Genomic DNA, 25,630 nt, shown 5'->3' on the forward strand with positions numbered 1-25,630 from the left:
GGCCCGGCGCCCGCCTTCCTCGACGGCTCCGGCCAGGTCGGCGTCACGACCGGCCCGGCACCTGCCTTCCGCACCAGCCCTGCTCGGCTCGTCATGCCGGGGCGCCCGTCTTCCGCGGCAGCTCGATCCGCACCGGGGCCGCGTTCGCGACGCTCGTCTGCGCGGCCAGCGTCGCCAACGTCGTGGCGGCCAGGGACGCCACCGGGATCGGCATCGGGCCGCCCGTTCGGACCGCCTCCAGGAACGCGTTGACCTCGGCCGCCTGGCCCTTGTCGCGGCCCTTCGGGATGCGGGAGCTCGCCCACTTCTTGCGCGAGTACACCGATGCGCGGACGAAGTCGTCGAACTTCAGGACCTTGCCGTCCGCCGTCAGGTCCAGGGTCTCCTTCGGGAAGCCCGACGAGCCCGTCTCGGCGTACGTGATCACCGCCGTCGAACCGTCCGGGTAGCCCAGGGTCACCTGGACGTCTCCGGTGGCGTACACCGACACCGGGTCGGCGTCGAGGAGCCAGCTCACCGTGTCGATGAAGTGGCCGCCCTCGCCCGCGAAGCGGCTGCCCTCCGTGGCGGTCTGGTTGTACCAGCTGCCGTGGTCGAGGCGGCCCGCGTTGACCAGGTAGCGCACCGTGGCCGGGCCGACGCGCGGGCCGAACTGTTCGCGGGCTTCGTGCAGCAGCGGGGCGAAGCGGCGGTTGAAGCCGACCTGCAGGCGGTCGTTGCCGGACTCCTCGATCGCGTCCAACACCTTCTGCAGCTCCGAAGGCGACAACGCCAGCGGCTTCTCGACGAACACCGTCTTGCCCGCCAGCAGCGCCTGCCGGGTCAGCTCCGCGTGCGAGCTGTGGCGCGTCACGACGAACACCGCGTCGATCGAGGAGTCGCCGAGGACGTTGTCGATGTCCGTCGACGCCGCGGCGAAGCCGAACTTGCGGCGCGCGTTGGCGCCGGACAGCGCCGACGTCGTCGCGACGTGCTTCAGCTGCACGTCGTCGCGCTCGACCAGGTGCGGCAGCAACATCGACGACGCGTAGTTGCCCGCCCCGATGAAGCCCAGGCGCACCGGCTGGCCGGCCGGGAGCGCGGCGGCCGGAGACGACGCGACCCCCACCCGCGCCGAGGTGACCACCGGTTCCGTCCGGGCGACCGCGTCCGGGTAGCGGAACAGGACCGCGACGGCCTTCAGCACACCTTCGTTCAGCGACTGGTACGTCGAAACGGCGTCCGAGAAGTCCGAGACGTGCGTGATCAGCGGCTCGACGTCCAGCCGGTCGCGCGCGATCAGGTCCAGCACGCACTCGAGGTTGCGGCGCTCGGTCCAGCGGACCTGGCCGATCGGGTAGTCACGCCCCTCCAGCTCGTACGACGGGTCGTAGCGGCCCGGGCCGTACGAGCGCGAGAACCGGACGTCCAGTTCCTTCTCGTAGTAGGCGTTCCACGGCAGGTCGAGCTTGCACTTGCCGATGTCGATCACCCGGCCGCGGTCGCGCGACAGCTTCGCAGCCAGCTCCACCGGGTCGTTCGTGTTGCCGCCGGCCGCCAGGTACGTCTGGTCGACGCCCGCACCGTGGGTCAGCTCGTCCACCGCCGTGTCGACGATGCCGGACGCCGGGTGCGCGCAGGTCAGCGCGCCGAGGCTCTCGGCGAGCTTGCAGCGATCCGGGTCCGGGTCGACGCCGACCACGCGCACGCCGGACGCGGTCAGCAGCTGCACGACCAGCTGGCCGATCAGGCCGAGCCCGATGACCAGGGCGACGTCGCCGATCTGCGGTTCGCCGCGGCGGACGCCCTGCATCGCGATCGACCCGACCGTGCCGAACGCCGCGTGCCGCGGGTCGACGCCGGCCGGGACGCGCGAGTAGAGGTTCTTGGGCACCCAGTTGAGCTCCGAGTGCAGCGCGTGCTCGTTGCCCGCGCACGCGACGAGGTCGCCCACGGCCACGTCGGTGATGCCGTCGCCGACCTGCTCCACGATGCCGCACAGCGAGTAGCCGAGCGGGGTGTAGGAGTCCAGTTTGGACGTCACCTTGCGGTAGGTCGCCGACAGCCCGTTCGTGGCGACGCTCTGCATCACCTTCGCCACCTGGTCGGGCCGGGCCTTCGCCTTGCCCACCAGTGACATGCTGGCCTCGGACACCTTCATCATCTCGGTGCCGGTCGAGATCAGCGAGTACACCGTCCGCACCAGCACGCCACCCGGCTTGCAGGCCGGTTCCGGCACGTCGAGGAGCGCCAGCTCACCGCTCTTGTAGTTCTGGACTACCTGCTTCACTTCGCTCCCGCTCCAGACATCGCGTTCCGGTACCAATACTCGAGGGTCAAGACGTGCCAGAGGTGCTTGCCGCGGTCTTCCTGACCGGCGGCGTCCTCGGCGACCATGCGCTGCAACGCCTCCCGTTGCAGGAAGCCGGACGAAACGAGCACCCCTTCGTTGACGACTTCGCGCACCAGGGGCGCCAGGTCGCGGCTCATCCACGCCCGCAGCGGCGCGCTGAACAGGCCCTTCGGCCGGTGCACGATCTCGCTGGGCAGGATGTTGAGCGCCGCGTTCTTCAGCGCCACCTTCCCGGCGCGGCCGACGATCTTCTTGTTCCCGGGGATCTTGAACGCCGCCCGCACGACCTCGACGTCGACGAACGGCGTCCGCACCTCGGTGGACGCCGCCATCGTCGAGCGGTCGGTGTAGGTCAGGTTCAGCCCCGGCAGGAACATCCGCGAGTCGGCCAGGCACATCCGGTTGACGAAGTCGTCCAGCGCCTGGTCGTGGTAGGTGTCCGCGTGCTCGGTCAGCACGTCGTCCACCGAGGACGCCAGGTCCGGGTTGACCAGCGCCAGCAGCTCCGCGCGGTCGTACATCGTGTAGCTGCGCCGGAACGCCGTCTCCTCGGGCAGGCCCGCGAAGGACAGGAACCGCTTGGCGAACCGCACCGACCGGTACCCGCGCGTTGCCGACGCCACCGGCAGGCGGTCCACAATGGACTCGACCGGCCGCCGGACCGCGCCGGGCACCTTGTGGTAGCGCAGCGCGATCAGGTTCGCGAGGTGCTTGCGGTACCCGGCGAACAGCTCGTCGGCGCCCATTCCGGACAGCATCACCTTGACGCCGGCCTCGCGCGCGGCCGAACAGATCAGGAACGAGTTGATCGCCGCCGGGTCGCCGATCGGCTCGTCGAGGTGGTAGGTCATCTTCGGCAGCAGGTCGAGCACCTGCGGCGCGATCTCGATCTCGTGCAGGTCGACGCCGAACTGCTGCGCCACGATCCGCGCGTACTTCAGGTCGTCCGGCATCGCCTCGAACTTCGCGTCCTCGGCCCGGAACCCGATGGTGTAGGCCGAAATCCCCGGCTGCGACCGCGCGGCCAGCGCCGTCAGGTAGCTCGAATCCAGGCCACCGGAAAGGAACGTCGCCACCGGGACGTCCGAAAGCAGGTGCTTGGCCGTCGACTCCGCGATGACGGAGTGCAGGTCGACCTCGCCGTCGAAGGCCGCGCCCTCTTCGGCGACCTCCCGCAACGACCAGAACCGGCCGCGGTCGACCTGGCCGTCCGGACGGCACCGCAGCCAGGTGCCCGGCGGCAGCTTCTCCGCGCCCTGGTAGGCGCAGCGGCTGTCCGGCACCCAGTAGTAGAGCAGCGACGCGATCAGCGCACCGCTGTCGATCTGCAGGGACCCGCCGAGCTCACCGGCGATCGCCTTCAGCTCGGAGGCGAACACGACGCCGCCGTTCCGCTGCACGAAGAACAGCGGCTTGATGCCCAGCTGGTCGCGGACCAGGAACAGCTCGCCGGTGCCCTCCTCGAACAGCGCGAAGGCGAACATCCCGCGCAGCTTCGGCAGGCAGTCCGTGCCCCAGCGCCGCCACGCCTGCAGCAGCACCTCGGTGTCCGACGTGCCCCGGAAGCGGACGCCCGCGGACTCGAGTTCCGCGCGCAGCTCGGGCGCGTTGTACAGCTCGCCGTTGTAACTCAGCGCGAGCCCGTCGAGGACCATCGGCTGGGCGCCGGTCTCCGACAGGTCGATGATCGACAGCCGCCGGTGGCCGAGGTGCACGGAACCGGCGCCGACCGTGTGCTCGTAGCGGCCGGAGCCGTCCGGGCCGCGGTGGGCCAGTGTCTTGGTCAGCCGGTCGGTGAGCGGCCCGCCGTCCGGCCAGAGGTAGGTGCCTGCGATGCCGCACATGGAGTGCGTTCCCCTTCGGTCAATGCGCGGGTCAGGAGACCTCCGCGCTCTTTTCGGGTTCGAGGTCGGCGTCGAGATCGCCCTTGTGGCTCGGTTCGCCGTGGTCGCGCTTGAACGGCGTCGGCCGCTTCGGGGGCTTGACCGGGGCGAACTTCTTCGTCGGTGCGTTCAGGTGGTCCGGGACGCTCACGGTGCCGGGGGCCGGCAGCGGGGACGACGGCGGCTTCGGGGTGGCGAGCGCCGGCGGGAGCACCGGCCGGACCGGCGCGAACCGGCGCGTCGGCTGTTCGGTCTTGGCGACGCGCTCGGCGACGCGGGCGACCAGCTCGTCCAGCCGGTCTTCGCGCTCGACCGGAGCCGGGGCGGGCGTTTCGCCGCCGCGGCCGCGCAGGGCCGTGTGCAGGCCGTCCCACAGCGTGCCGTCGGACTTGTCACGCGGATCGGGGTCGACCACCACCACGCCGATGACCGGGATCCCCTGGTCGGCGAGCTGCCGGGCGACCGTGTGCAGCCACAGCGTGTTCGCGTGCCCGGCCTTGACGACCAGCACGGTCTCCTTGCCGAGGTGCTCCAGGTCGGTCCACGCCGTGCCCGGCGACACCGTGCCGACGCCGATCCTCAGCTCGCCGGCCTCGTCCCCGGCGCCCACCACGGTGACTTCGCTCTTGGTCTCCTGCGCCAGCTTGCGGACGTCCTCCCCCGGCAGGTCGTCGATGACACTCACAGCGCCGTCGGCGGCGAGCTCCCCGGCCATGTCGAGGGCGAGCGCGGCGACGACCTTGGGCGCGCCGAGTTCGAGCAGCGACACCGGCCGCGGGTCCTTCTTGACCAGGCGGACCAGCGTCGTGGCGACGCGCTTGCGTTCGGACACCGCGCGCGAGCGCCGCCACAGCCGGGCCGGCCCGCGCAGCTTCGACGGCAGCTGCGCGATCACGGACGCGCCGAGGTTCGTCGAGATTTCGCGGCGCAGCACCGGCCGGTCGCGCGACACCGCGCTGACCGCGACGAGCGCGAGCCCGAGGAACAGGCCGAGCGCGAAGCCGACACCGGCGTCGGTCGCGGTGGTCTTGAGGAACGCCTTGGGCAGCGCGCGGGGCGCGTCGACGATCTGGGTGCCCGCGGCGACCTGCGGGCTGCCGATGCCGGCCTGCTGGGCGCGCGAGGTGAAGTCGGAGATCTGCGCGGTGAGGGCGGCGCGGCGGCTGTAGAGGTTCTCGAGGGTGGGCTGGCTGGCCTGGCGGCCCTTGCCCTCCTCCTCGACGATCTGCTGCTCGACCTTGCCGAGTTCGTCCTGGGCGTTCTTGCGCTGGTCGAGGATGGCCTGCGACTGGGCGGCCGCGGCCGCCTGGCTGCGCTTGACGTGGTCGGCGATGAACGTGTCGGCGAGCGCCTGCGCCTGCGCGACGGCCTCTTCGTTGCTCTTCGCCTTGACGGTGATCTGCAGGACGTTGTTGGTCAGGCCCAGTCCCGCGTAGTTCTTCATGAAGTTTTCGGGCGTGTCGGTGCTGCGCAGCTTCTTCAGCGCGCCTTCGGCGATCGCGGTCGTCTGCAGCACGGCGACGTCGGTGCGCATCAGCGTGCCGCTGTCGGTCGGCGAGTCGTCCTGGTGGACGACGATCACCTTGGCCACCGCGGTCGGCGGCGCCGGCAGCGCGACCGCGACCGCCGCACCGGCGATGAGACCGAGCAGCGCGGTGGCGAGCCAGGTGCGCTTGCGGCGGCGGATGGCGATGAACAGCCGCGAGAGGTCGAACAGCGGCGCCGCCGGAGTTTCGGGGGTAGTCGTCACGCCGAACCTGCCAGGGCTTTCTCGGGGGCTTCCGCCGCAGGTTCGGGTTTCTCTGGCTCAGCCGGCCGGACGGCGTGGGTGAGGACCGCGCCGACGATCTCCTGGCCGCCGTCGGTGCAGGCTTCGGCGAGCCGGACGAGCTGCCAGGCCGTGCGCGTCCCGGACGCGAGCACGACCAGCACCCCGGAGCCGGCGGTCGCGTCCGGCACCGTCGGCCGCTCGGGCGAGTACTCGAAGATCCGCAGCGGCACGGACAGCCGGTCGGCCAGCTCGGTGAGCTGCCCGGCGGCCAGCCGGCCGGTCTCGTCGTCGTCGGCCACCAGCAGCAGGACGTCGGCGGGGCCGGTGGCCAGCCGGGCCAGCACCCGGCGGTAGCGGATGTCGCGGTTGACCTCGTCGGCCGAGGTCGCGACCGGCGGCAGCACCCACGGCCGGTCGCCGCCGAGCAGCCGCCGCACCTTGCCGAACAGGCCGGTCGCCGGGAGGCGGTCGCCCTGGGGCGTCTCGACGTCGACCCCGGCGAGGATCGGCGCGCCGAGCGCCGACGCGATCTCCGGCTCGCCCCGCAGGCGCCGGTCGGCGCGGGCGGTGAACAGGTGGCCGAAGACGCCGACGAGGAAGAACAGCACCGCGCCACCGGCGACGAACTGCGTCATCGTCGGGGCCGCCGGCGACGTCGGGCGCTGGGACGGCCCCAGCACCACGGTGTTGCCGATGCCGGTGGCCAGGTCGGCCTGGTTGAGGTCGTTGATGGCCTGCTCCAGCGACGTCTTCAGGCCTTCGAGCTGGGTGCGGACCTGCACGCTCTCGACGGTCAGGTTCCCGCCGACGTTCTTGGCGAGGTCGCTGATCTTCTCCGTGGTCAGCTTGACCTGCTGGCGCAGCGACTCCCGCTGTTCCTGGGCGAGCTGCACCGAGGCGTCGGCGGAGTTGCTGGCCAGCTGCGTGGAGTACTTGACGTACTGCTGCGCGACCTGGTCGGCGAGCTGCTGGGCGTGCTCGGCGGTGTCGGCGGAGGCGGTGATCGTCACGACGTTGCTCTGCGCCACCGCCGCGCTGACCTGCTTCTTCAGGTCGGCGCCGCTGGGGTGCCACGGCAGCACCGCGGCGGCGCGGTCGAGGACGACCGAGGCGGTCGCGATCTCGGCCTGGGTCAGCAGCTCGTCGGCCTGGCGCGGACCCTGGAGCAGCACACCCGAGGTGGTCTTGTAGCCGGGCGAGAACAGGATCGACGCTCCGGCGCCGACCAGCGCGCCCAGGACGGCGAGGGCGGCCAGCAGCCGCCATCGCCGTCGCAGGACCTGCCCGACCAGGGCCAGGCGCACCGTGTCGTCAGTCAACGGCGGGATCTCCATTCCTGAGACGGGTACGCCGAACGGGTTCAGTTGATCGGCCGGTTACCCGATCCGTCGTAAGACCGAGAGCATTGGTTACACGTTCGGTGGGTTCTTGACCGAACGGCGATCAAGACTTCACAGCGTGCTCATACGCAGCGAGGAGCGCCTTCGCCGAGTTCTCCCACGAGAGCGGACCCGCCACTCTGGCCTGGCCGAGTTTACCCATCCGGGCCCGCTCTTCGGGGTCGTCGAGCAGCTGGGCGACGAGCTTCGCGAACGCCGATTCGTCGTTCGCCGGCGCGTAGACCGCCGCCTCGCCGGCCGAAACGCGCGCTTCGCGCAGTTCGAACGAAACGATCGGCTTGCTCATCGCCATGTACTCCATGACCTTGTTCATCGTGGAGACGTCGTTGAGCGGGTTGAGCGGGTCCGGCGACAGGCAGACGTCGGCCGTCGACAGGTAGCGGACCAGGTCCTCGTCGGAGATCCGGCCGGTGAACTCGACCTGGTTGGCCAGCCCCAGCTTCGCCGAGAGCGCCACCATGTCGTCGAACGCGTCGCCGGAGCCGACGAACACCGCGTGCCAGTCGGTGCGCCCGACCTCGTCACGCAGCTTCGCGAGCGCGCGCAGGGCGTAGTCGACGCCGTCCTGCGGGCCCATCACGCCGAGGTAGGCGAGCATGAAGGGCTTGCCCTTCTTGAGCTCGGGCTCGGCCGGCACCTCGTGGAACCGCTCGACGACCGGCGCGCTGCGCACCACGAAGACGTCTTCGGGCTTCTTGCCGCCGCGGATCCGGGCGACCTCCTTGTAGCTCTCGTTCGTCGAGATGACGACGTCGGCCGCGCGGTAGGTGGCGCGTTCGAGGGCGCAGACCCCGCGGTAGAGCAGGTCCTGCCCGCGGTCGAACCGCGAGAGGTACAGCTCGGGGCACAGGTCGTGCTGGTCGAAGATGAACCGGGCGCCCTGTCGCTTCAGGTACTTCGCGACCAGGTAGAGCAGGTCCGGCGGGTTGCAGGCGTGGACGACGTCGACCGGGCCGACCTTGCGGGCCAGCCGCAGCGTGTGCCACAGCGCGCTGCCGTACTCCTGCAGGTAGCCGGCGGGCCCGCCGGTCGCCGCCGTGAGCGGGTAGCGGTGGATGTGGACGCCGTCGACGACGGCTTCGGCCTCGGTGTCGCGTTTCGTGCCCTGCGGGCAGATCACGTGGACTTCCCACCCGGCGTCGCGCAGGGTCGTGGACTCCTGCCACACCCGCCGGTCGAAGGGGACGGAGAGGTTTTCGACGAGGATGAGCGCTTTACCAGGCAAGGCCGGCATATCCCTCTTCAAGGCGACGCTCGGCGGCGTCGGGCAGGCGGACGAGGTCGACGATCGCCCGGCCGTGCGGCAGGGCCGCCAGCACGTCCGGGTCCTTGGTGCCCACGAGCAGGACGTCGGCGTGGTCCACGACCTCTTCGACGGTCCCGGCGAGCAGCTGGCCGAGGTGCGGGAGCCGGCTCTCGATGTACTCGCGGTTGGCGCCCATCAGCCGGGAGAGGCTGACGTTGGCGTCGTAGATCTTCAGGTCGTAGCCCTTGCCGAGCAGCCGTTCGGCCAGCTCGACCAGCGGCGACTCGCGCAGGTCGTCGGTGCCGGGCTTGAACGACAGCCCGAACAGCCCGACCTTGCGCTTGCCGGTGCGCGCGACCAGGTCGAACGCCCGCTGCAGGTGTTCGGAGTTCGACGCCAGCACGTGCGACAGGATCGGCACGCTGACGTCGGCGCGGTGCGCGGCGTAGACGAGCCCGCGCAGGTCCTTCGGCAGGCACGAGCCGCCGAAGGCGAAGCCCGGCTTCAGGTAGGCGGGGCTGATGTTGAGCTTGGTGTCGGCGAGGAAGACGTCGATCACCTGGTGCGAGTCGAGGCCCAGCGCGCGGCAGACGGCGCCGAGCTCGTTCGCGAAGCCGATCTTCAAGCCGTGGAAGGAGTTGTCGGCGTACTTCGTCATTTCCGCGACCGGGATCGGCACGCGGAAGACCGGGCCGGGCAGGCCCTCGTAGAGCGCCGCGACGGCGTCGCCGCTGGCTTCGTCGATCTCACCGATCACCGTCTTCGGCGGGTCGAAGAAGTCGCGGACGCTGGTGCCCTCGCGCAGGAACTCGGGGTTCACCGCGACGCCGAAATCGACGCCGGCCGTGCGGCCCGAGGCCTTTTCGAGGATCGGGACCAGCAGGTCGAGACAGGTGCCGGGCAGCATGGTGCTGCGGAAGACGACGGTGTGCCGTTCGCTCTTCTTCGCGAGCGCCTCGCCGATTTCCTCGGCGACCCGCTCGAGGTAGACCGTGGACAGGCTGCCGTTCGGCGCCGACGGCGTCCCGACGCAGACCAGCGAGATCTCGCTGTCCGCGACCGCCTCCGCGACGTCGGTCGTGGCTCTCAGCGCCCCGCTCGCGACGACCTCGGCGGTGAGCTCGCCGATCCGCTCTTCGACCACCGGGGCGTTGCCCTGGGTGATGAGGTCGATCTTCACCGGGTTGACGTCCACGCCGACCACCCGGTGCCCTTGCCCCGCCAGGCACGCGGCGGAGACACAACCGACGTAACCGAGCCCGAAGACACTGATCTTCACGCCAAACCTCCGCTATTCCGCGCGACCCTCAAGTTGGTCGGCGGGCACCCCTGGATCGTTACCGCGGGCGCGGCGAACGGGGGACGGCGTGAAACGGCCGTGAGGCGCAAGGGATTCAGGTGAAATTACCGTCTCGATCCGGCGCCGGACCGTGGACGGAAACCACGATCCGGCGCCGGACGGTGAATCGGTGTCAGTTGTTGTTCACGAAGGTGGTGGCGAGGCTCTGGCCCTTGCTCACCGCGTTGGAGTGGTTCTCGATCGGCGAAACGGTCGAGTTCTTGAAGCAGATGTACGTGACACCGGAGTCGGTGCCGCCGTTGGACGGGTCGGGGTTGATGCCGAGGTCCTTCGCGGTCGCGTAGGAGGCTTCGCCGATGATCTGCGTCGGGCCGGTGTCCCCGATGACGGCGTACTCGACCTTGCCGTTGTAGATCACCGCGCAGGAGCCGCCGCCCTTGAGGCCGGAGGAGGAGTACTTCCAGATGCTGCTGGAGCTCGGCACGACGATGTAGGGCAGCTTCGCGGCGTTGAGGGGCTTGCCGTCGGACTGGTGGAACGCAGTGTCGTCCTGGTAGCAGCAGTCGGTGTTTTCGTTGCACTGCGAGGTGCGCTGGCCGTCGCAGTCGATGTCCATGTCGGCCTTCCAGAAGACCGCGCCGTTGGCGTCGCAGATGGCGACCGTCTTGCTCGAGACGTCCTCGTCGGTCTTGTACTTGCCGTTCGAGATCTGCTTGCAGCCGGTGGTCTTGGCGAGCAGCTGGGCCGCGGTGGGGGCGGCATCCACGGTGGCCGGCGCAGCGGCCGGGGCCGGCGACGCCGACGCGAGGGCCGACGGCATCACGGCCGCGGCCAGCGCGAGAGTCGCGAGCAGGATCAGTTTCCGCATTCCTGGTGCTCCCTTTAGTTAGGAAACTTTCCTTACGGCGGCGGGGCACCAGGATGCACCCCGGCGAGAGCGCGTTCAAGCCCTCGGGGTGCGGGAATTTCCCATCAGGTGGCCGGATTTGACGAAAAGGCTGCTCATCGGGGCGGGGTCGGCGGAACGGGTTTCGCGGGTGTCCCGTTCGCCGGGACGGGGCCGGCGCGGACGGATCCGGCGAACGGCATCCAACGGACAGGCGATGGGGCAGGTCCGCGGCCGCCGTCCCGGCCGGATCCGCCGAGCAGCCACGGACGGCCCTTTGGGCGGCGGCCCGCCAGCGCTTCCGGCCACCCGGCTCGGCCACGCCGCCGGGGCAACCCGGTCACCCAGTCCGATGCCGGGCGACCCGATCCCTACCGCGCAGGCCGCCGCAGCAACCGGTTCACCCAGTGCCCCCGCCGGGCCCCGGCCGAAAGCACCCCGTCAAGCCGTTCGCCGTCGAGGTCGTGGCGGAGTTCCGTCCTCGCCTGCAGCCAGCCGTCACGGCGGGCCGCTCCACCGTCGCTCGAGTACACCCTCGTCGCGCCCGCCTGCCGCAGGCGGGCCAGCACCCTCCGGTCGTACGCGCCGAACGGCAGCGAGTACCGCCGGACCGGGCGGCCGCACAGGTCGCCGAGCAGCTTCGGCGCGTCGGTCAGCTCGCGGCGGGCGTGGCGGTCGTCGAGCCGGCGCCAGTCACGCGGTTCCCAGCCGTGCGAGCCGATCTCCATCCCCGCGCGGGTGAGCTCGCACAGGCCGTCGCGGTCGAGGTACCCGCGCTGCCCGAGCCGGCCGGCCAGGGGGAAGAACTCCGCCGTCAGCCCGCGCTCGACCAGCCGCGGCAGCACCACCTCGACGTCGGAGTCGTTGCCGTCGTCGAACGTGAGGTGGACGTCTTCGCGGTCCGCCGCGCGGTCGAGCACCTCCTCGAGCTGGTCGACCGTCAGCCAGCGCTCGTCCTCGCCCGGGTCGAGCTGGCGAGCCGGGCGCCCGGCTCCGTGCATGGCGAGGATCACTGTCACCACTCCCACCGCCTGCCACTGCGAGTAGTCGATTTGTTACTTCGATTAATCGCACTGGCAAACGGGTGAGTTACAGTTTTTTGCCGTTATTTAGCCTTTGCGGATCTCCAGCGTGCAGCACTTGGGTCCGCCGCCGGCTTTCCGCAGCTCAGAGATGTCGACGTAGACCGGCTCGTAACCGCGCTCGGCCAGAAGTTCACCCAATCGGGTGGCCTCCGCCGGCAGCACGACGTTGCGTCCGTCGGACACGCCGTTGAGGCCGAAACACTCCGCGTCTTCGCGGGTGGCGAGCACGGCGTCCGGGAACAGCCGCTCCAGCACGCGGCGCGAACCCGCGGAGAACGCCTCCGGGTAGTAGACGATCTGCGCGCGGGTCGTGTCGGTCGCCTCGGCGAGCACGAACAGCGCCGTGTCGAGGTGGTAGTAGTGCGGGTCGACCAGCTGCAGCGAGACGACCGGGACGCCGAGGACCTCCTGCGCCTCGGCGTGCGCGGCCGGGTCGGTGCGGAAGCCGGTGCCGGCGAGCAGCAGCGCGCCGGTCCAGGCGAAGTCGCCTTCGGCCTCGTTGACCTTCTCCGGCATGGTGATGTCGCGGTAGCCGTGCTCGACGAACCAGCGGCGGAAGTGCTCGGCTTCGGCGGCGCGCTGTGGGGCGCGGAACCGGGAGCCGAGCACGCGCCCGTCGACGACGGTGCCGGAGTTGGCGGCGAAGACCATGTCGGGCAGGCCGGGCTGGGGCTCGATCTCCTCGACGGTGTGGCCGAGGCGGCGGTAGGTGTCGCGCAGCTCGGTCCACTGCGCGACGGCGACGTCGGCGCTGACCGGCTGGGTCGGGTCCATCCAGGGGTTGATCACGTAGTCCACCGCGAAGTGGCGCGGGGAGCACATGAGGTATCGACGGGTGGTCGGTACGCGCATCGCCTGCATGACTGCAGGGTAAGGGGCGCCTAATATCGCAATCAATCGCTGTTCGCTGCGCGTATCTGTGCTAAATGTTGCGTGTGAACACCATCGACCAGCGAATCGTTTCGTGTCTCGTGGCGAACGCGCGCTCCAGCTACGCGGAGATCGGCAAGGTGGTCGGCCTGTCGGCCCCGGCGGTGAAGCGGCGGGTCGACCGGCTGCTCGAAACGGGCATCCTGCGGGGCTTCACGGCGGTCGTCGACCCGGAGGCACTGGGCTGGGGAACGGAGGCGTTCGTCGAGGTCACGTGCCAGGGCAACATCACGCCGGCCCGGATCCGCGCGCGGCTGGAGCCGCTCCCGGAGGTGGTGGCGGCGTACACGGTGTCGGGCGCCGCGGACGCGATCGTCCACCTGCGCGCGGCCGACATCCACCACCTGGAGACGGCGCTGGAGCGGCTGCGCGGGCTGGAGATCGTGGACCGGACGGTGTCGACCGTGGTGCTCTCGCGGCTGCTGGAACGGCCGCCGACGCCGGAGCAGTGAGGGCGGCGTGCCACCCTGAGCCGATGACCGACAGCATCGTCAGCGAGCACGCCGGCGGCGTCGCCCTCCTCACCGTCGACGCGCCCGGCAGCCGCAACGCGCTGACCCTCGACCTTTCCGCCCAGCTGGCCGAAGCCGTCGCGGCCGCGGAACGGGACGAGTCCGTGCACGCCGTCGTCGTCACCGGAACCCCGCCCGCCTTCTGCGCCGGGGCCGACCTGTCCGCGCTGGCCGAGGCCGACGAAGCCGGCTTGCGCGCCATCTACGAAGGCTTCCTCGCCGTGGCCCGCTGCGCGCTGCCGACCATCGCCGCCGTCGGGGGCGCGGCCGTCGGGGCCGGGCTGAACCTCGCCCTCGCCGCCGACGTGCGGCTGGCCGGGCCGCGGGCGAAGTTCGTCGCCCGGTTCCTCGAGCTCGGCCTGCACCCCGGCGGCGGGATGACCTGGATGACGCAGCGGCTCGCCGGCCCGCAGCAGGCCGCCGCCATGACGTTGTTCGGGCAACCCCTCGACGCGGAGGCGGCGGTGCGGGCCGGGCTGGCGCTGCGCGTGGTCGACGGCGGACATGACGAACTGCTGACCGCCGCACGTGACCTCGCGCACAGTGCCGTCGCCGCGCCGCGCGAAGCGTTGATCGCCACCAAGCGCAGTCTGCGCACCACCGCGAGCCTCGCCGAGCACGCGGACGCCGTCGACGTCGAGATCCGGCCGCAGCTGGCGTCGCTCGCCTCGCCGGAGTTCGCCGAACGGCTTTCCCTGATCCGGGCCCGGATCCGTTCTCGGCCGTGATTCGATCCGCGCCTCTTACCGTCACGGGAGACACGCGTCACAACGCACCACGGCGGCTACCCGTTACCATCGGTTACAGGTATTCGGTGGACCAGCGAAGAGACATGAGACAGCACCGATGAGGTCGCCCAACACCCGGGACACTACCAACATCGGTGTTGGGGGCGAGCTAACCTCGGGAGTAGACCTGGTGAGCGCAGCCGCGGCACCGGCAGGCGAACGGAAGCCGTACCGCCGGGAGAGAGGGAATCCCTGACCCATGAGCACGAGTGCGAACGGCAACGGCGCTGGTCACGGCTCGCTCGCCGCAACCAGGCCGACCGAGGTCAGCAAGCTGGACCGGGTGGTCATCCGGTTCGCGGGCGACTCCGGTGACGGCATGCAGCTGACCGGCGACCGGTTCACGTCCGAGGCCGCCGCGTTCGGCAACGACCTGTCGACGATGCCGAACTTCCCCGCCGAGATCCGCGCGCCGCAGGGCACGATCCCCGGCGTCTCGAGCTTCCAGGTGCACTTCGCCGACTACGACATCCTCACCCCCGGCGACCGGCCGGACGTGCTGGTGGCGATGAACCCGGCCGCGCTCAAGGCGAACCTCGGCGACGTCCCGCACGGCGGCACGATCATCCTGAACACCGACGAGTTCATCAAGCGGAACCTGACCAAGGTCGGCTACGCGACGGACCCGCTGGACGACGACACGCTCGCGCCCTACCAGGTGCACCGCGTCGCCATGTCGACGCTCACGCAGGGCGCGCTCGCCGACACCGGCCTCGGCAAGAAGGACGCCGAGCGCTGCAAGAACATGTTCGCGCTCGGCCTGCTGTCGTGGATGTACCACCGGCCGACCGAGGGCACCGAGCGGTTCCTGCGCGAGAAGTTCGCCAAGAAGCCGGACATCGCCGAGGCGAACATCCTGGCCTTCCGCGCGGGCTGGAACTACGGCGAGACCACCGAGTCGTTCGCGACGACGTTCCAGGTCGCCCCGGCGAAGCTGACCCAGGGCACCTACCGGCAGATCACCGGCAACACCGCGCTGGCGTACGGGATCGTGGCCGCCGGGCAGCGCTCCGGCCTGCAGATCCTGCTCGGCACGTACCCGATCACCCCGGCGTCGGACATCCTCCACGAGCTGTCCAAGCACAAGAACTTCGGCATCATCACCTTCCAGGCCGAGGACGAGATCGCCGGCATCGGCGCCGCGCTCGGCGCGTCCTACGGCGGCGCCCTCGGCGTCACCTCGACGTCCGGGCCCGGTGTCGCGCTGAAGTCCGAAGCCGTCGGCCTCGGCGTGATGGTGGAGCTGCCGCTGGTCGTCATCGACGTCCAGCGCGGCGGCCCGTCCACCGGCCTGCCGACCAAGACCGAGCAGGCGGACCTGCTGCAGGCGATGTTCGGCCGCAACGGCGAATCGCCGGTCCCGATCGTCGCGCCGCTGTCCCCCGCCGACTGCTTCGACGCGGCCGTCGAGGCGACCCGGATCGCGCTGAAGTACCGCACGCCGGTGCTGCTGCTCTCGGACGGCGCCATCGCGAACGGCTCCGAGCCGTGGCTGATCCCGGACGTCGACGAGCTGCCCGACCTGCGCGTCGAGTTCGCCACCGAACCCAACGCGGACAACGACTCCGGCGAGTTCTGGCCGTACGTCCGCGACCCCGAGACGCTCGCCCGCGCCTGGGCCATCCCGGGCACGCCCGGGCTGCAGCACCGCATCGGCGGGCTGGAGAAGGCCGACAAGACCGGCCACATCTCCTACGACCCGGCCAACCACGAGAAGATGGTCCGGCTGCGGCAGGCGAAGGTCGACGGCATCGACGTCCCCGACCTCGTCGTCGACGACCCGTCCGGCGGCAAGGCCCGGGTGCTGGCGCTGGGCTGGGGCTCGTCCTACGGTCCGATCGGCGCGGCCTGCCGGCGCGTGCGCAAGCTCGGCCTGCCGATCGCGCAGGCGCACCTGCGGCACCTCAACCCGCTGCCGGCCAACCTCGGCGACATCCTGCGCAGCTACGACAAGGTCGTGGTGCCGGAGATGAACCTCGGCCAGCTCGCCCTGCTGCTGCGGGCGAAGTACCTGGTCGACGTCCACTCGCACACCAAGGTCGCCGGGATGGCGTTCATGGCCGAAGAACTGCAGAACGTCTTCTCGGAGATCATCACCAGCGTTGCTACGGAGGCGGCACGATGACCACCGCCGACGCACTCTTCACCGCGGAGGCGGCATGACTACAGTCGATATCGGGCTCCCGACCGTCGGTGGCCTGGACCTTGTGCCCACCACCGACGAGCCGCAGAAGGCCAAGGACTACAAGTCCGACCAGGAAGTCCGCTGGTGCCCCGGCTGCGGCGACTACGTCGTGCTGAACGCGGTCCAGTCGTTCCTCCCGACGCTCGGCCTCAAGCGCGAGAACATCGTCTTCATCTCGGGCATCGGCTGCTCGTCGCGCTTCCCGTACTACCTCAACACCTACGGCATGCACTCGATCCACGGCCGCGCGCCGTCGATCGCGACCGGCCTCGCGACGACGCGCCCGGACCTGTCGGTGTGGGTCGTCACCGGTGACGGCGACGCGCTGTCCATCGGCGGCAACCACCTGATCCACGCGCTGCGCCGCAACGTGAACATCAAGATCCTGCTGTTCAACAACCGGATCTACGGGCTGACCAAGGGCCAGTACTCCCCGACGTCCGGCCAGGGCATGGTCACCAAGTCGACGCCGATGGGTTCGGTGGACACGCCGTTCAACCCGCTGTCGCTGGCGATCGGCGCGGAGGCGTCGTTCGTGGGCCGGGCGCTGGACTCCGACCGCAAGGGCCTGACCGAGGTCCTGCAGGCGGCGGCGCAGCACCGCGGCTCGGCGCTGGTCGAGATCTACCAGAACTGCCCGATCTTCAACGACGGCGCGTTCGACGTCCTCAAGGACGCCGACGAGGCCGCCACGCGGCTGATCCCGCTGCGCGCGGGCGAGCCGATCCGCTTCGGCCCGAACCAGGAGTTCGGCGTCAAGCGCGGCGACTGGGGCGGGCTGGACGTCGCCAAGGTCGCCGACATCGGCGAGGACGACATCGTGGTGCACGACCCGTCGATCGTGGACACGTCGTACGCGTTCGCGCTGTCCCGGCTGGGCGACCAGAACCTCAACCACGTCCCGACCGGCATCCTCCGCCAGGTCGAGCGCCCGACGTACGACGACGGCGCCCGCGCCCAGGTCGAGGAGGCCCGCGCGGCCCGCAAGCCGGACCTGCAGGGCCTGCTGCGCGGCAAGGACACCTGGACGGTCGCGTAACCGCTGCTTTTCGAAGGCCGCCATGCCCGGTGCATGGCGGCCTTCGGCGTTTCCGGGGTTGCGCGACTTGGGACACGTGTCCTAAGTTTCAGGTCATGCGACCTGACTTACCTTTCGTGTTCTTCGACGTCCGCACGGCCGACGCGGCGGGCAGCAAGCGGTTCTTCGCCGAATTGCTCGGCTGGGAGGCGGACGGCACCCTGCTGACGGCGGGCGGCGCGCCGTGGGGTGGCCTCACCGAACTGGCCCCTGGCGACGACCGGGCACCCCAGTGGCTGCCCTACGCGGCGGTGTCCGATGTGGACGCCACCGCGGCGAAGGCGGTGCGGCTGGGCGGCACCCTGGTGCGCGAGCGCACCGACCTGCCGTTCGGCTCCCTGGTGGTGGTCACCGATCCCGGCGGCGCCGCGCTCGTCCTGTTCCAGGAACTCAGCTGAGGGGGCGGAACCCGACGCGTTCGGCGTCCTCGGCGGTCCGGAACCACACCTCCGCGACCATCTTCGGGAACTGCGCGGAATCCTCGGTGCAGTAGCGCAACGCCGTGACGCTGGCCTTCACGGCGAAGCTGTCGCTCGGCGCCCCGCCGCCCGGGCGCGGCATCGCCGAACCGGGGCCGAACGGGCCGGGCGGCACCGAGTCGCCCGCCGCCTGCCGCGCGGGGGGCGGCTCGGGCGCGGCGACCGCGGCGGCCGCCTGGTTCGGCTGCACCGACGGCTCGAACAGGGAGCCGCTGTGCGCGCCGGACAGGTCGGGCTCGCGCCGCTCGACCGTGCGCATCGACGGCTGGATCGGCTGGGGCGCGTCGAACCCGCCGCGCACCGCCTCCCGCGGCTGCCGCTTCGGCAGCACCTGGGTCGCCTCGGCCGGGGTCTCGGCCGGCACGTCGAGCTCGTCGTCGGCGATGTCGCCGCCGAACGCGTACTGCGGTGTCTCGTCCTCTTCTTCGGGCTCGTCCTTGCCCACCGAGCCGAGGTAGCGCGTGCGTTCGACCGGCTCCTCGAACGCCGACCGCTCGCTCCGCGGCTCGTGGTCGAACCAGTCCGGCGCGGGCGCTTCCGCACCCGGCGGCTGGAACAGCGAGCCCGCCGAGGACTCGGGGTCGAGCTGCGACAGGGCCGGGGAGACGGGCTCGGGCTCCTCGTCCGGAACCAGGTACTCGGTCGCCGGGGCGTGGTAGGGGTCCGCCGGCTCCGGCTCGGCCACCGGCGTCAGGAACTGGGTGGCCGCGGTCCGGTAGGGGTCGTCCTCGTCGAGCTGCGGCTCCGGCTCGGGTTCCGGCGGCACCCGCGTCGGCACCTGGGCGTCCAGCTCGGCGAAGTCCTCGTCGATGTCGTCGTGGACGTCGTCGCGGTGGATCGGCGGCGCGGCGACCAGCGTGCCGGGGTAGGAGGTCTCCTGGCGCGTCGGCTCCGGCTCGAAGCGCGACTCCGGCTCGAAGCGCGGCTCGGGCCGCGAGAACGCCTCGGTCCCCGCGTTGGCGGGGGTGCGCGCGGCGTCGGCGTGGGCCTGCGCCAGGGAGCTCTCCAGCTTGCGGACGCTCTTGCGGAGCGGCAGCACGAGCACCAGCCAGGTGAGGACTGCCCCGACGAAGAACGCCGCCAGGCTCCACAGCCAGACCTGTCCGAATATGGACATCTTTTCCTGCCCCTGTTTAGTGCATCAGCGCGTACGCGCGACCAGGTAGTCGGCCACCGACTCGCAGGCGTCCCGGGCGGGTGACGCGGGCAGCGCGGTGAGCTCGGCTCGCGCGCGCTGAGCGTAGTCGGAAAGGGTGACGCGTGCGCGTTCGAGTCCGCTACTGACCCGCAGCAGCTCCAGCGCCTCCCGCACGAGCGCGTCGTCGGCGATCGGGCCGGACAGCAGCTCGACCAGCCGCGGGTCGGTGCCCGGGTCGGCCAGCGCGTACAGCATCGGCAGCGTCCGGACGCCTTCGCGCAGGTCGGTGCCCTGCGCCTTGCCGAGCTCGTCGGACGGCGAGGCGATGTCGATGATGTCGTCGGAGATCTGGAAGGCGGTGCCGATGATGTCGCCGAACCGGCGCAGCGCCTCGATGTGCTCCTCGGCGGCGCCGGACATCATGCCGCCGAACCGCCCGGAGGTGGCGATCAGCGACCCGGTCTTCTGCGCGATGACGGTGAGGTAGTGCGCGACGGCGTCATCGCCGGGACCGGGGCCGACGGTCTCGCGCATCTGGCCGGTGACCAGCTCCCCGAAGGTCTCGGCGATGATCCGCGCGGCGTCGGTGCCGAGGTCGGCGACCAGGCGCGAGGCGTGCGCGAAGAGGAAGTCGCCGGTGAGGATGGCGATGGTGTTGTCCCAGCGCGCGTTGACGCTCTCGGCGCCGCGCCGCATGTCGGCCTCGTCCATGACGTCGTCGTGGTAGAGCGTGGCGAGGTGCACCAACTCGACCGCGGCGGCGGCGATCACGACGTGGTCGTCCTGCTTGGGCCCGAACTGCGCGGACAGCAGCGTGAAGAGGGGACGGAAGCGTTTGCCCCCGGCCTCGACCAGGTGCAGGGCGGCGTCGTTGACGGCCTGGACATCGCTGCGGACGACGTCCCGCAGGAGTTTTTCGACCTCGGCCAGCCCACCGGCGATGGAGCGCAGCAGGGCTTCGTCGCCGATCTGCAGGCCGACCGACGCCCGCAGGTCGTCGAGGGCGCCACCCGGCGCAGCGGGGAGGGATCCCGCCCCGGGGGCTGGGGAAGGCACAGACACGTCGGCTCCGCTCTACTCGTGCACCGGTCGGGTTGCCCCTTGAGCGTAGTGGCTCGCCCGCGCGGTCGTTTACCCGCTGTCCAGCGGAAACGGTGACGAACATGACACCGCCCCGGGTGGTTCCCGATCCTCGAAAGGGTGATCGGAGATTCCGGGCGCAACGGACGTCTCCGGCGGGCGGATATCCAGACGAGGAGGAGCAGCCGTCCGGCAGCGCTCCGCGGGCCGAGGAGGACACTGAATGCGCAGCGCGATCGTCATGGCGGTGGTGGTGACGGGCTTGGCCGCGTTCCCCGCGGCGGCGGACCCGAAGCCGGGCGTGGCGAACATCGGCTCGGCGTCGTTCACGAAGGTCGCGATCCCGCCACAAGCAGCGTGTTCGATCGACGGCCCGACGACGGCAACGGCCGAAGCGGTGTCCCGCCCGGGCATCACGTTCGGCGGCGGAACGTCGTCGTGCACGACAACGACGACCTCGGCTACCTCGACGGCTGCGGGGAAGAACTTCGAGCTGTCGGCCTTGGTACCGGCGGGCGGCCCGAGGGTGAAGCTGTCGACGTACACGGTGACGTGCACAGCAACGCAGACGCAGACGAACGCGAACTGGACGTACGGCGGCCTGTCGGGCATCCCGAACCCCCCGAGCCCGGTACCGCCGTCGTACGTGTCCCCGATCCGGAAAACGGACGGAACGACGTTGGCGAACGCGGTGTTCAACGTCCAGACCCTGCCGGGCGACGGAAGCATCGAATTGACGATGTTGCGCATCGATTTCCTGCCGGCATCGGGGTTGAGCGGATCGGTGCGCGTGGGCGAAACGAGCTGTTCGCCAACCCCGTAGACGTCACGAGGGCCGCGGCTTGGGAGAACACCGAGAGGACCGCCGCGGCCCTCGTGACCTTGGTTTTCCGGCGCGGGAACTTTGGTAGGGTTTGCCGCGTCGGATACGCAGAGTGCCCGGGGTGGAGCACACTGCAAGCTAGGGGAGAGCAGATGATAGAGGGGCCGGTTTACGAGCCTGGTGGGGATTGGGTGCTGCCGGGGCCGGATGGGGTGCGGGTTTCCGGGTCGTATGGGGGTGGTGACGGCGGTGCGGGCTTCGAGTACGACGAGGAGACGCTGCGTGAGCTGATGCACGAGTGGAACGACCTGGCGAACGAGTTCGAAGACGATCTCCAGCGAGCCGCCCTGCTGCAGCGCGCCCAGGGCCCCGGCGCGGAGTACGCCAGCAGCGGCAACGCTGAACAGGTGAGGGCATCTGGCGACGCCTTGTACGAAACGCTTGTTGCACGCGCACGGTATTGCCGCTCGATGGCGCAGCGCTTCAAGACAGCCTTGGGCAAGTACGCGACCGCCGAAGAGTCGAGCGCCACAGAAGTGAAGCGAACTGGAGGCAGTCTCTGATGCGTCGCGTTGTCGCTGCACTGAGCGCATTATTACTGCTTCTCGGCGCATGTACCACGTCCACCGTCGGAACGGCATCGCCCTCGAGTTCCAGCTCCAGTTCGGCGGTGACTTCGGCTCCCGACGAGGGCCTACCCGGCCCAGGTGTACCGAAGGTCGAGACACCAATCGACATCGGTCGGTTCAAACAGGCACCGTGCGACTCGTTGACTCCGAGTCAAGTGAGTGAACTCCTTGGGACAGGCGTAACGCCGAAGGCGGAGCTGAACGCTCCTGGTGGCCCCAGTTGCAGCTTCCACCCGCCTCAAGTTACCCAAGCCGCAGTACTCGTGATCTTCAACAACGTTGACGATCGCGGTTTGACCGGCGTTTACCAGGCTCAGTACTCGTTCTTTCTCCCTCTGAAACCTGTCGATGGTTACCCGGTGGCCGCCTATGGGCTCACTGACGAACGGACCAGTCGAGGCGGGTGCCAAATTGCAGTCGGAACAAGTGACAAGCAGACTGTGGACATCGGTGTCACCCAGTCCGAAGAGAATATCGGCCACAAGGATCCATGCGAAGCAGCCCGTGGCGTCGCTTCGTATGTCCTGAGCAACCTCCGCGGGGTGAAATGATGGCATCTGAGGGGCCGCTGACGGCAGCGCAGATCTATGAGCAGATCACCGGGGGTGAAGGCACCGGTTCGCTGGCCGATGCGCAGGATGGGGCCATGCAGCTGACCGACCGGATGGTTGAGCGGGCTCAGCGGATCAGTGCCCTTCGCGCCAAAACCATGTCCGGCTGGCGAGGACGTGCCGGAGATGCCGCCGCCGATTCCACTCTTCCCCTTGTTCAAGCCGCTGCTGACGACGCTGTTCACCTTCGGAATGCTCAGTCCGCCGTTGGCGCTCAAATGGATGCCTTCGGGACCGCCAAGCACTCCGTCAAGCCCGTGCCGCCTCAGCCTCCCGAACTGGGGATTGATGATGTCCGGAACGTCCTTGCCGGGCGCGGCTGGGATTCTTACTCCGCCAAGGTTGCCGGGTGGCAGGCCGATAGCCAAGGCAACATCGATGCCTTCAGCGCCTATCACGCCGCCAGTACCGACAACGGCGGACGGATGCCCGCGCAGTACGCCCAGCTCGCCGACTCCGGGGCCGCCGTCTCCATGACCGATCGGGCGACGCCCGGGCCCACCGATACCGGGGAATGGGCCCGGAACCCTCGCGACAACCAGGTCCCCGCCCAGGACCGGCAGACCGTGCGGCCCGGGCAGGACCGGATCACCGGGCAGGACCAGAAGCAGCTCACCACGCAGCAGCAGACGAACAACCCGGATCAGACGGCGTACCGGCCCCCGAGCTACCACCAGGTACAGAATCCGCCGAGCGACCCCGGGACCACCCACGCCAACAGCTACATCCCCAAGCCCGTCACGCCACCCGCCGCTCAGGGCGGATATGTGTTCGGGCCTACCGGTGGTAGCAACACGAACTGGCCCGGCAGCGGCAGCTTCTCCGGCGACTTCGGGCCCGGAACCGGAATCGGAACCGGCGGGTATTACCCCGGAACGGAGCCAGGGACCGGAACCGGGCCAGGGACCGGACCGAACCGCCCAGGCACCACCCCACCGGGAACACGCACCCCCGGCAACGCCTCCGGCACCCGCCTCCCCGAGGAACGCCTCCCCGGCGCCACCCCCGCCCGCGGCACCACCGGCTCCCGCGGCACCAACATCGCCCCCATGGGCACCCCCGCCGCCGGCCGTGGCAAGGACGAAGACCGCGAGAAGAAACGCGCCCCCTACCTGCAAAACCCCGATCCCGACGAAACCTTCGGCGGCTTCACCGAAAAGCCAATGCCACCCGTGATCGGCGAGAAGAAGTAATGGCCACCTTCTCCCTCACCACCCTCCTCACCGCCATGCGCAACGTCGGCAGCGGCGACCCACACCCCGTCCTCGCCAAAGGACTGCGCTACATCCCGCCGTCAGCCAAAAAACAAGTCGACCGGGAAGCCTTCGAAGAACTCAGCCAATACGGCTTCACCCAAGGCGACGGCTTCACCCCCGAATTCGAAGACGCACTCCACCTCATCGGCAACCCCGCCGAAGAATTCGTCGCCTACGCACGCGACACCAACGAACAAGTCGGCGTACTCGTAGCAAACCGAGACCGCTCGACAATCAGCGTCGTCTGCCGCGGCGAGCAAATAGAACTCGAGAGCGTCTCCCCCGACACCCACCCCGCCGACGCCCTGGTCTCGAAGCTCCCACCCTGCCGACCCGCCGACATCAAGCCCTTCTCAGTCCCCCAGCAGGACTTCCAAAAGGAAAGCGACATCTTCGACGAAACCGGCAGCCGCGAAGCGCAGGAGCTCGACGCCCTCTTCAAGCAGCCTCACTTCGGGCTCGGACAGCTCCAAACCGGAACCAACACCCTCAACTACCTCGACCTCCAGCACGGCCGGGTCGGGATCGCCCTCGCCGACGGATACATCAGCGTCCTCCCGGGGGACCCGGAACTCCTCGCCCGAAAACTGAAAGCCGCCACCCCTCGCTGAGCTGAAGGGGTGGCGGCCCGGAAACAAACCGAATCAGAACGCGAAGCCGCCGGCACCTGCCCATGACAGGGCGAACGCCGGGACCAGGCCCAGCACCAGCGTCACCGCCGTGCCCAGGAAGATCGCCGTTCCCGTGCCGAAGCCCGGGACCGATACCGATGGTCCGTCGGCCGCCGGCTCCGAGAAGTACATCAACACGATCACCCTGAGATAAAAGAACGCCGCCACCGCGCTGAACACCAGGGCCACCACCACCAGCGGGGCCATTCCGTCCGACAACGCCGCCGAGAACACCACGAACTTGCCCACGAAACCCGATGTCAACGGGATACCCGCCAAAGCCAGCAGCAGGAACGTGAACACCCCCGCCAACAACGGGGAACGCTTCGCCAGCCCCGCCCACGCCGACAGGTGCGTTGCCTCGCCCGAAGAATCACGGACCAGGCTGATCACGCCGAACGCCGCCAGCGTCGTGAAGCCGTACGCCAGAAGATAAAACAGCGTGCTGGACAGCCCGTCGCGGGTCATCGCGATCGCGCCCACCAGCAGGAAGCCCGCGTGGGCGATCGACGAATACGCCACCATGCGCTTGACGTCCGTCTGCGTCAGGCCCAGCACCGCGCCGATCACCATCGAGATGATCGCCACGGCCCACAGGACCCCACGCCACTCCCACGACGTCGATGAGAACGCCACCGACAGCACCCGCAGAATGCCGCCGAACGCCGCCACCTTCGTGCACGCCGCCATGAACGCCGTCACCGGGGTCGGGGCTCCCTGGTACACGTCCGGGGTCCACGTGTGGAACGGGCCCACCGAACCCTTGAACAGCAAGCCGACCACCAGGAGGCCCAGGCCGGCGAACAGCAGCGTGTCCGACCGGTCCGAACCGGCCGCCGCCGCGGCGATTTCGCCCAGCTTCACCGAGTTCGCGTAGCCGTACAGCAGCGCCAGGCCGTACAGGAAGAACGCCGACGAGAACGCGCCCAGCAGGAAGTACTTGACCGCCGCTTCCTGGGACAGCAGGCGACGACGCCGGGCCAGGCCGCACATCAGGTACAGCGGCAGCGACAGCACTTCCAGCGCGATGAACATCGTCAGCAGGTCGTTCGCCGCGGTGAACGCCATCATGCCGCCGAGCGCGAACAGCGTCAGCGGGAACACCTCGGTCTGCATCACCGTCGCCGTCTGGGCGCGGTCCTGGACCGTGCCCGGGCGGATGCCCGCCTGGGCGACCAGCGCGCCGCCCGGCTCGACCACGCGGTCGGAGATCAGCAGCACCGCGCCGACCGCCAGCGCCAGCAGCGTGCCCCAGAGGAACAGCGCCGGCCGGTCGATCGAGATCGCGCCGCTGAACGTCGTCACGCCGCCCGCGGGCGCGCTGCCCGTCGCGTAGATGATCAGGCTGACGCCCGCCGCGACGATCGACGCCAGGCTCAGGCCCACCTGGATGCCGAACCGCGAGCGCTTCGCCGCGAACGCCTCGACCAGCACGCTGACGCACGCCGCGCCGAACACGATCAGCACCGGCAGCACCGCCGGGTAGTCGACCGACGGCACCTGCACCGGCGGTTCCGGTGCCTGGGTCAGGAGGATGTCGAGCACTT

At 70.0% G+C, this 25,630-nt stretch carries 22 protein-coding genes; 9 read left to right on the forward strand and 13 right to left on the reverse strand.

Features of this window, described 5'->3' with window-relative positions; translation table 11 throughout:
• Positions 1-91: 91 nt before the first annotated feature.
• The 9 genes from OO60_RS14545 to ddaH all read right to left on the reverse strand — a co-directional run bounded on the left by OO60_RS14545 (position 92) and on the right by ddaH (position 12,755).
• Positions 92-2,269 (reverse strand): bi-domain-containing oxidoreductase, encoded by a 2,178-nt coding sequence (locus tag OO60_RS14545; RefSeq protein WP_003079392.1) that lies wholly within the window; start codon positions 2,267-2,269, stop codon positions 92-94.
• Complete coding sequence (gene asnB, locus OO60_RS14550) at positions 2,266-4,176, reverse strand: asparagine synthase (glutamine-hydrolyzing) (RefSeq protein ID WP_003079396.1); 1,911 nt, start codon at positions 4,174-4,176, stop codon at positions 2,266-2,268. Before asnB ends, OO60_RS14545 begins: the two co-directional genes overlap by 4 nt.
• A gap of 31 nt (positions 4,177-4,207) precedes the next feature.
• Positions 4,208-5,965, reverse strand: a complete 1,758-nt coding sequence (locus tag OO60_RS14555) for a Wzz/FepE/Etk N-terminal domain-containing protein (RefSeq protein ID WP_003079400.1) — start codon at positions 5,963-5,965, stop codon at positions 4,208-4,210.
• Positions 5,962-7,320: a hypothetical protein gene (locus OO60_RS14560; protein WP_003079403.1), complete on the reverse strand. Its 1,359-nt coding sequence runs from the start codon at positions 7,318-7,320 to the stop codon at positions 5,962-5,964. Before OO60_RS14560 ends, OO60_RS14555 begins: the two co-directional genes overlap by 4 nt.
• Before the next feature lie 109 nt (positions 7,321-7,429).
• Entirely contained in the window at positions 7,430-8,620 is a 1,191-nt protein-coding gene (locus tag OO60_RS14565) for a glycosyltransferase family 4 protein (RefSeq protein WP_003079406.1), read from the reverse strand.
• Complete coding sequence (locus tag OO60_RS14570) at positions 8,601-9,911, reverse strand: nucleotide sugar dehydrogenase (protein WP_003079424.1); 1,311 nt, start codon at positions 9,909-9,911, stop codon at positions 8,601-8,603. The genes OO60_RS14565 and OO60_RS14570 overlap by 20 nt, the downstream gene beginning before the upstream one ends.
• A gap of 193 nt (positions 9,912-10,104) precedes the next feature.
• A complete protein-coding gene (locus OO60_RS14575) occupies positions 10,105-10,800 on the reverse strand; it encodes a glycoside hydrolase family 75 protein (protein WP_003079427.1) in 696 nt (231 codons plus the stop codon).
• A gap of 389 nt (positions 10,801-11,189) precedes the next feature.
• Complete coding sequence (locus OO60_RS14580; RefSeq protein ID WP_081655818.1) at positions 11,190-11,846, reverse strand: polysaccharide deacetylase family protein; 657 nt, start codon at positions 11,844-11,846, stop codon at positions 11,190-11,192.
• Positions 11,847-11,927: 81 nt separating this feature from the next.
• Positions 11,928-12,755 (reverse strand): dimethylargininase, encoded by an 828-nt coding sequence (gene ddaH / locus OO60_RS14585; protein ID WP_420835557.1) that lies wholly within the window; start codon positions 12,753-12,755, stop codon positions 11,928-11,930.
• A gap of 83 nt (positions 12,756-12,838) precedes the next feature.
• Here ddaH and OO60_RS14590 point away from each other — a divergent pair, with 83 nt between their 5' ends.
• From OO60_RS14590 to OO60_RS14610, 5 genes are all read left to right on the forward strand, one after another.
• Positions 12,839-13,285: an Lrp/AsnC family transcriptional regulator gene (locus OO60_RS14590; protein ID WP_033261465.1), complete on the forward strand. Its 447-nt coding sequence runs from the start codon at positions 12,839-12,841 to the stop codon at positions 13,283-13,285.
• A gap of 23 nt (positions 13,286-13,308) precedes the next feature.
• A complete protein-coding gene (locus tag OO60_RS14595; RefSeq protein WP_003079443.1) occupies positions 13,309-14,073 on the forward strand; it encodes an enoyl-CoA hydratase in 765 nt (254 codons plus the stop codon).
• A 259-nt stretch (positions 14,074-14,332) separates the two neighbouring features.
• Positions 14,333-16,258, forward strand: a complete 1,926-nt coding sequence (locus tag OO60_RS14600; protein ID WP_003079444.1) for a 2-oxoacid:acceptor oxidoreductase subunit alpha — start codon at positions 14,333-14,335, stop codon at positions 16,256-16,258.
• Positions 16,259-16,292: 34 nt separating this feature from the next.
• A complete protein-coding gene (locus OO60_RS14605) occupies positions 16,293-17,357 on the forward strand; it encodes a 2-oxoacid:ferredoxin oxidoreductase subunit beta (protein ID WP_033261466.1) in 1,065 nt (354 codons plus the stop codon).
• 95 nt (positions 17,358-17,452) lie between these two features.
• Positions 17,453-17,794, forward strand: coding sequence for a VOC family protein (locus OO60_RS14610; RefSeq protein WP_240490677.1), 342 nt, complete (start codon positions 17,453-17,455; stop codon positions 17,792-17,794).
• Here the strand turns inward: OO60_RS14610 and OO60_RS14615 are convergent.
• The 3 genes from OO60_RS14615 to OO60_RS46445 all read right to left on the reverse strand — a co-directional run bounded on the left by OO60_RS14615 (position 17,787) and on the right by OO60_RS46445 (position 20,843).
• Positions 17,787-18,992 (reverse strand): sunset domain-containing protein, encoded by a 1,206-nt coding sequence (locus tag OO60_RS14615; RefSeq protein ID WP_033261467.1) that lies wholly within the window; start codon positions 18,990-18,992, stop codon positions 17,787-17,789. The two genes, OO60_RS14610 and OO60_RS14615, sit on opposite strands and share 8 nt — an antisense overlap.
• A 24-nt stretch (positions 18,993-19,016) precedes the next feature.
• Positions 19,017-20,069, reverse strand: coding sequence for a polyprenyl synthetase family protein (locus OO60_RS14620; protein ID WP_003081807.1), 1,053 nt, complete (start codon positions 20,067-20,069; stop codon positions 19,017-19,019).
• A 75-nt stretch (positions 20,070-20,144) separates the two neighbouring features.
• Positions 20,145-20,843, reverse strand: a complete 699-nt coding sequence (locus tag OO60_RS46445) for a hypothetical protein (protein ID WP_156081307.1) — start codon at positions 20,841-20,843, stop codon at positions 20,145-20,147.
• Between the two features lie 225 nt (positions 20,844-21,068).
• On the opposite strand from OO60_RS46445, the gene OO60_RS14630 reads away from it, so the two are divergent.
• From OO60_RS14630 to OO60_RS14640, 4 genes are read left to right on the forward strand one after another with little or no spacing between them, the layout of a single operon-like run.
• Positions 21,069-21,479: a hypothetical protein gene (locus tag OO60_RS14630; RefSeq protein ID WP_003081812.1), complete on the forward strand. Its 411-nt coding sequence runs from the start codon at positions 21,069-21,071 to the stop codon at positions 21,477-21,479.
• A complete protein-coding gene (locus OO60_RS45835) occupies positions 21,479-22,096 on the forward strand; it encodes a DUF3558 domain-containing protein (RefSeq protein ID WP_081655838.1) in 618 nt (205 codons plus the stop codon). The genes OO60_RS14630 and OO60_RS45835 overlap by 1 nt, the downstream gene beginning before the upstream one ends.
• On the forward strand, positions 22,096-23,349 hold the full coding sequence (locus OO60_RS46450) for a PPE domain-containing protein (RefSeq protein WP_033261533.1): 1,254 nt from the start codon (positions 22,096-22,098) through the stop codon (positions 23,347-23,349). Before OO60_RS45835 ends, OO60_RS46450 begins: the two co-directional genes overlap by 1 nt.
• Entirely contained in the window at positions 23,349-24,023 is a 675-nt protein-coding gene (locus OO60_RS14640) for an ESX secretion-associated protein EspG (RefSeq protein ID WP_003081818.1), read from the forward strand. The genes OO60_RS46450 and OO60_RS14640 overlap by 1 nt, the downstream gene beginning before the upstream one ends.
• Positions 24,024-24,056: 33 nt before the next feature.
• Here OO60_RS14640 and nuoN read toward each other — a convergent pair whose 3' ends face one another.
• A complete protein-coding gene (gene nuoN / locus OO60_RS14645) occupies positions 24,057-25,628 on the reverse strand; it encodes an NADH-quinone oxidoreductase subunit NuoN (protein WP_003081820.1) in 1,572 nt (523 codons plus the stop codon).
• Positions 25,629-25,630: the final 2 nt, after the last annotated feature.

Origin of the sequence: Amycolatopsis vancoresmycina (genome assembly GCF_000716785.1) — a bacterium.
In the GTDB taxonomy this organism is placed as follows: domain Bacteria; phylum Actinomycetota; class Actinomycetes; order Mycobacteriales; family Pseudonocardiaceae; genus Amycolatopsis; species Amycolatopsis vancoresmycina.

Excerpts from the sequence above, each read along its gene's own strand:
- asnB (WP_003079396.1), bottom strand. The coding sequence starts at position 4,176 with ATGTGCGGCATCGCAGGCACCTACCTCTGGCCGGACGGCGGGCCGCTC.
- OO60_RS14560 (WP_003079403.1), bottom strand. The coding sequence starts at position 7,320 with ATGGAGATCCCGCCGTTGACTGACGACACGGTGCGCCTGGCCCTGGTC.
- OO60_RS14565 (WP_003079406.1), bottom strand. The coding sequence starts at position 8,620 with ATGCCGGCCTTGCCTGGTAAAGCGCTCATCCTCGTCGAAAACCTCTCC.
- OO60_RS14575 (WP_003079427.1), bottom strand. The coding sequence starts at position 10,800 with ATGCGGAAACTGATCCTGCTCGCGACTCTCGCGCTGGCCGCGGCCGTG.
- ddaH (WP_420835557.1), bottom strand. The coding sequence starts at position 12,755 with ATGCGCGTACCGACCACCCGTCGATACCTCATGTGCTCCCCGCGCCAC.
- OO60_RS14595 (WP_003079443.1), top strand. The coding sequence starts at position 13,309 with ATGACCGACAGCATCGTCAGCGAGCACGCCGGCGGCGTCGCCCTCCTC.
- OO60_RS14600 (WP_003079444.1), top strand. The coding sequence starts at position 14,333 with ATGAGCACGAGTGCGAACGGCAACGGCGCTGGTCACGGCTCGCTCGCC.
- OO60_RS14605 (WP_033261466.1), top strand. The coding sequence starts at position 16,293 with ATGACTACAGTCGATATCGGGCTCCCGACCGTCGGTGGCCTGGACCTT.
- OO60_RS14610 (WP_240490677.1), top strand. The coding sequence starts at position 17,453 with ATGCGACCTGACTTACCTTTCGTGTTCTTCGACGTCCGCACGGCCGAC.
- OO60_RS14615 (WP_033261467.1), bottom strand. The coding sequence starts at position 18,992 with ATGTCCATATTCGGACAGGTCTGGCTGTGGAGCCTGGCGGCGTTCTTC.
- OO60_RS46445 (WP_156081307.1), bottom strand. The coding sequence starts at position 20,843 with ATGCGCAACATCGTCAATTCGATGCTTCCGTCGCCCGGCAGGGTCTGG.
- OO60_RS14630 (WP_003081812.1), top strand. The coding sequence starts at position 21,069 with ATGATAGAGGGGCCGGTTTACGAGCCTGGTGGGGATTGGGTGCTGCCG.
- OO60_RS45835 (WP_081655838.1), top strand. The coding sequence starts at position 21,479 with ATGCGTCGCGTTGTCGCTGCACTGAGCGCATTATTACTGCTTCTCGGC.
- OO60_RS46450 (WP_033261533.1), top strand. The coding sequence starts at position 22,096 with ATGGCATCTGAGGGGCCGCTGACGGCAGCGCAGATCTATGAGCAGATC.
- OO60_RS14640 (WP_003081818.1), top strand. The coding sequence starts at position 23,349 with ATGGCCACCTTCTCCCTCACCACCCTCCTCACCGCCATGCGCAACGTC.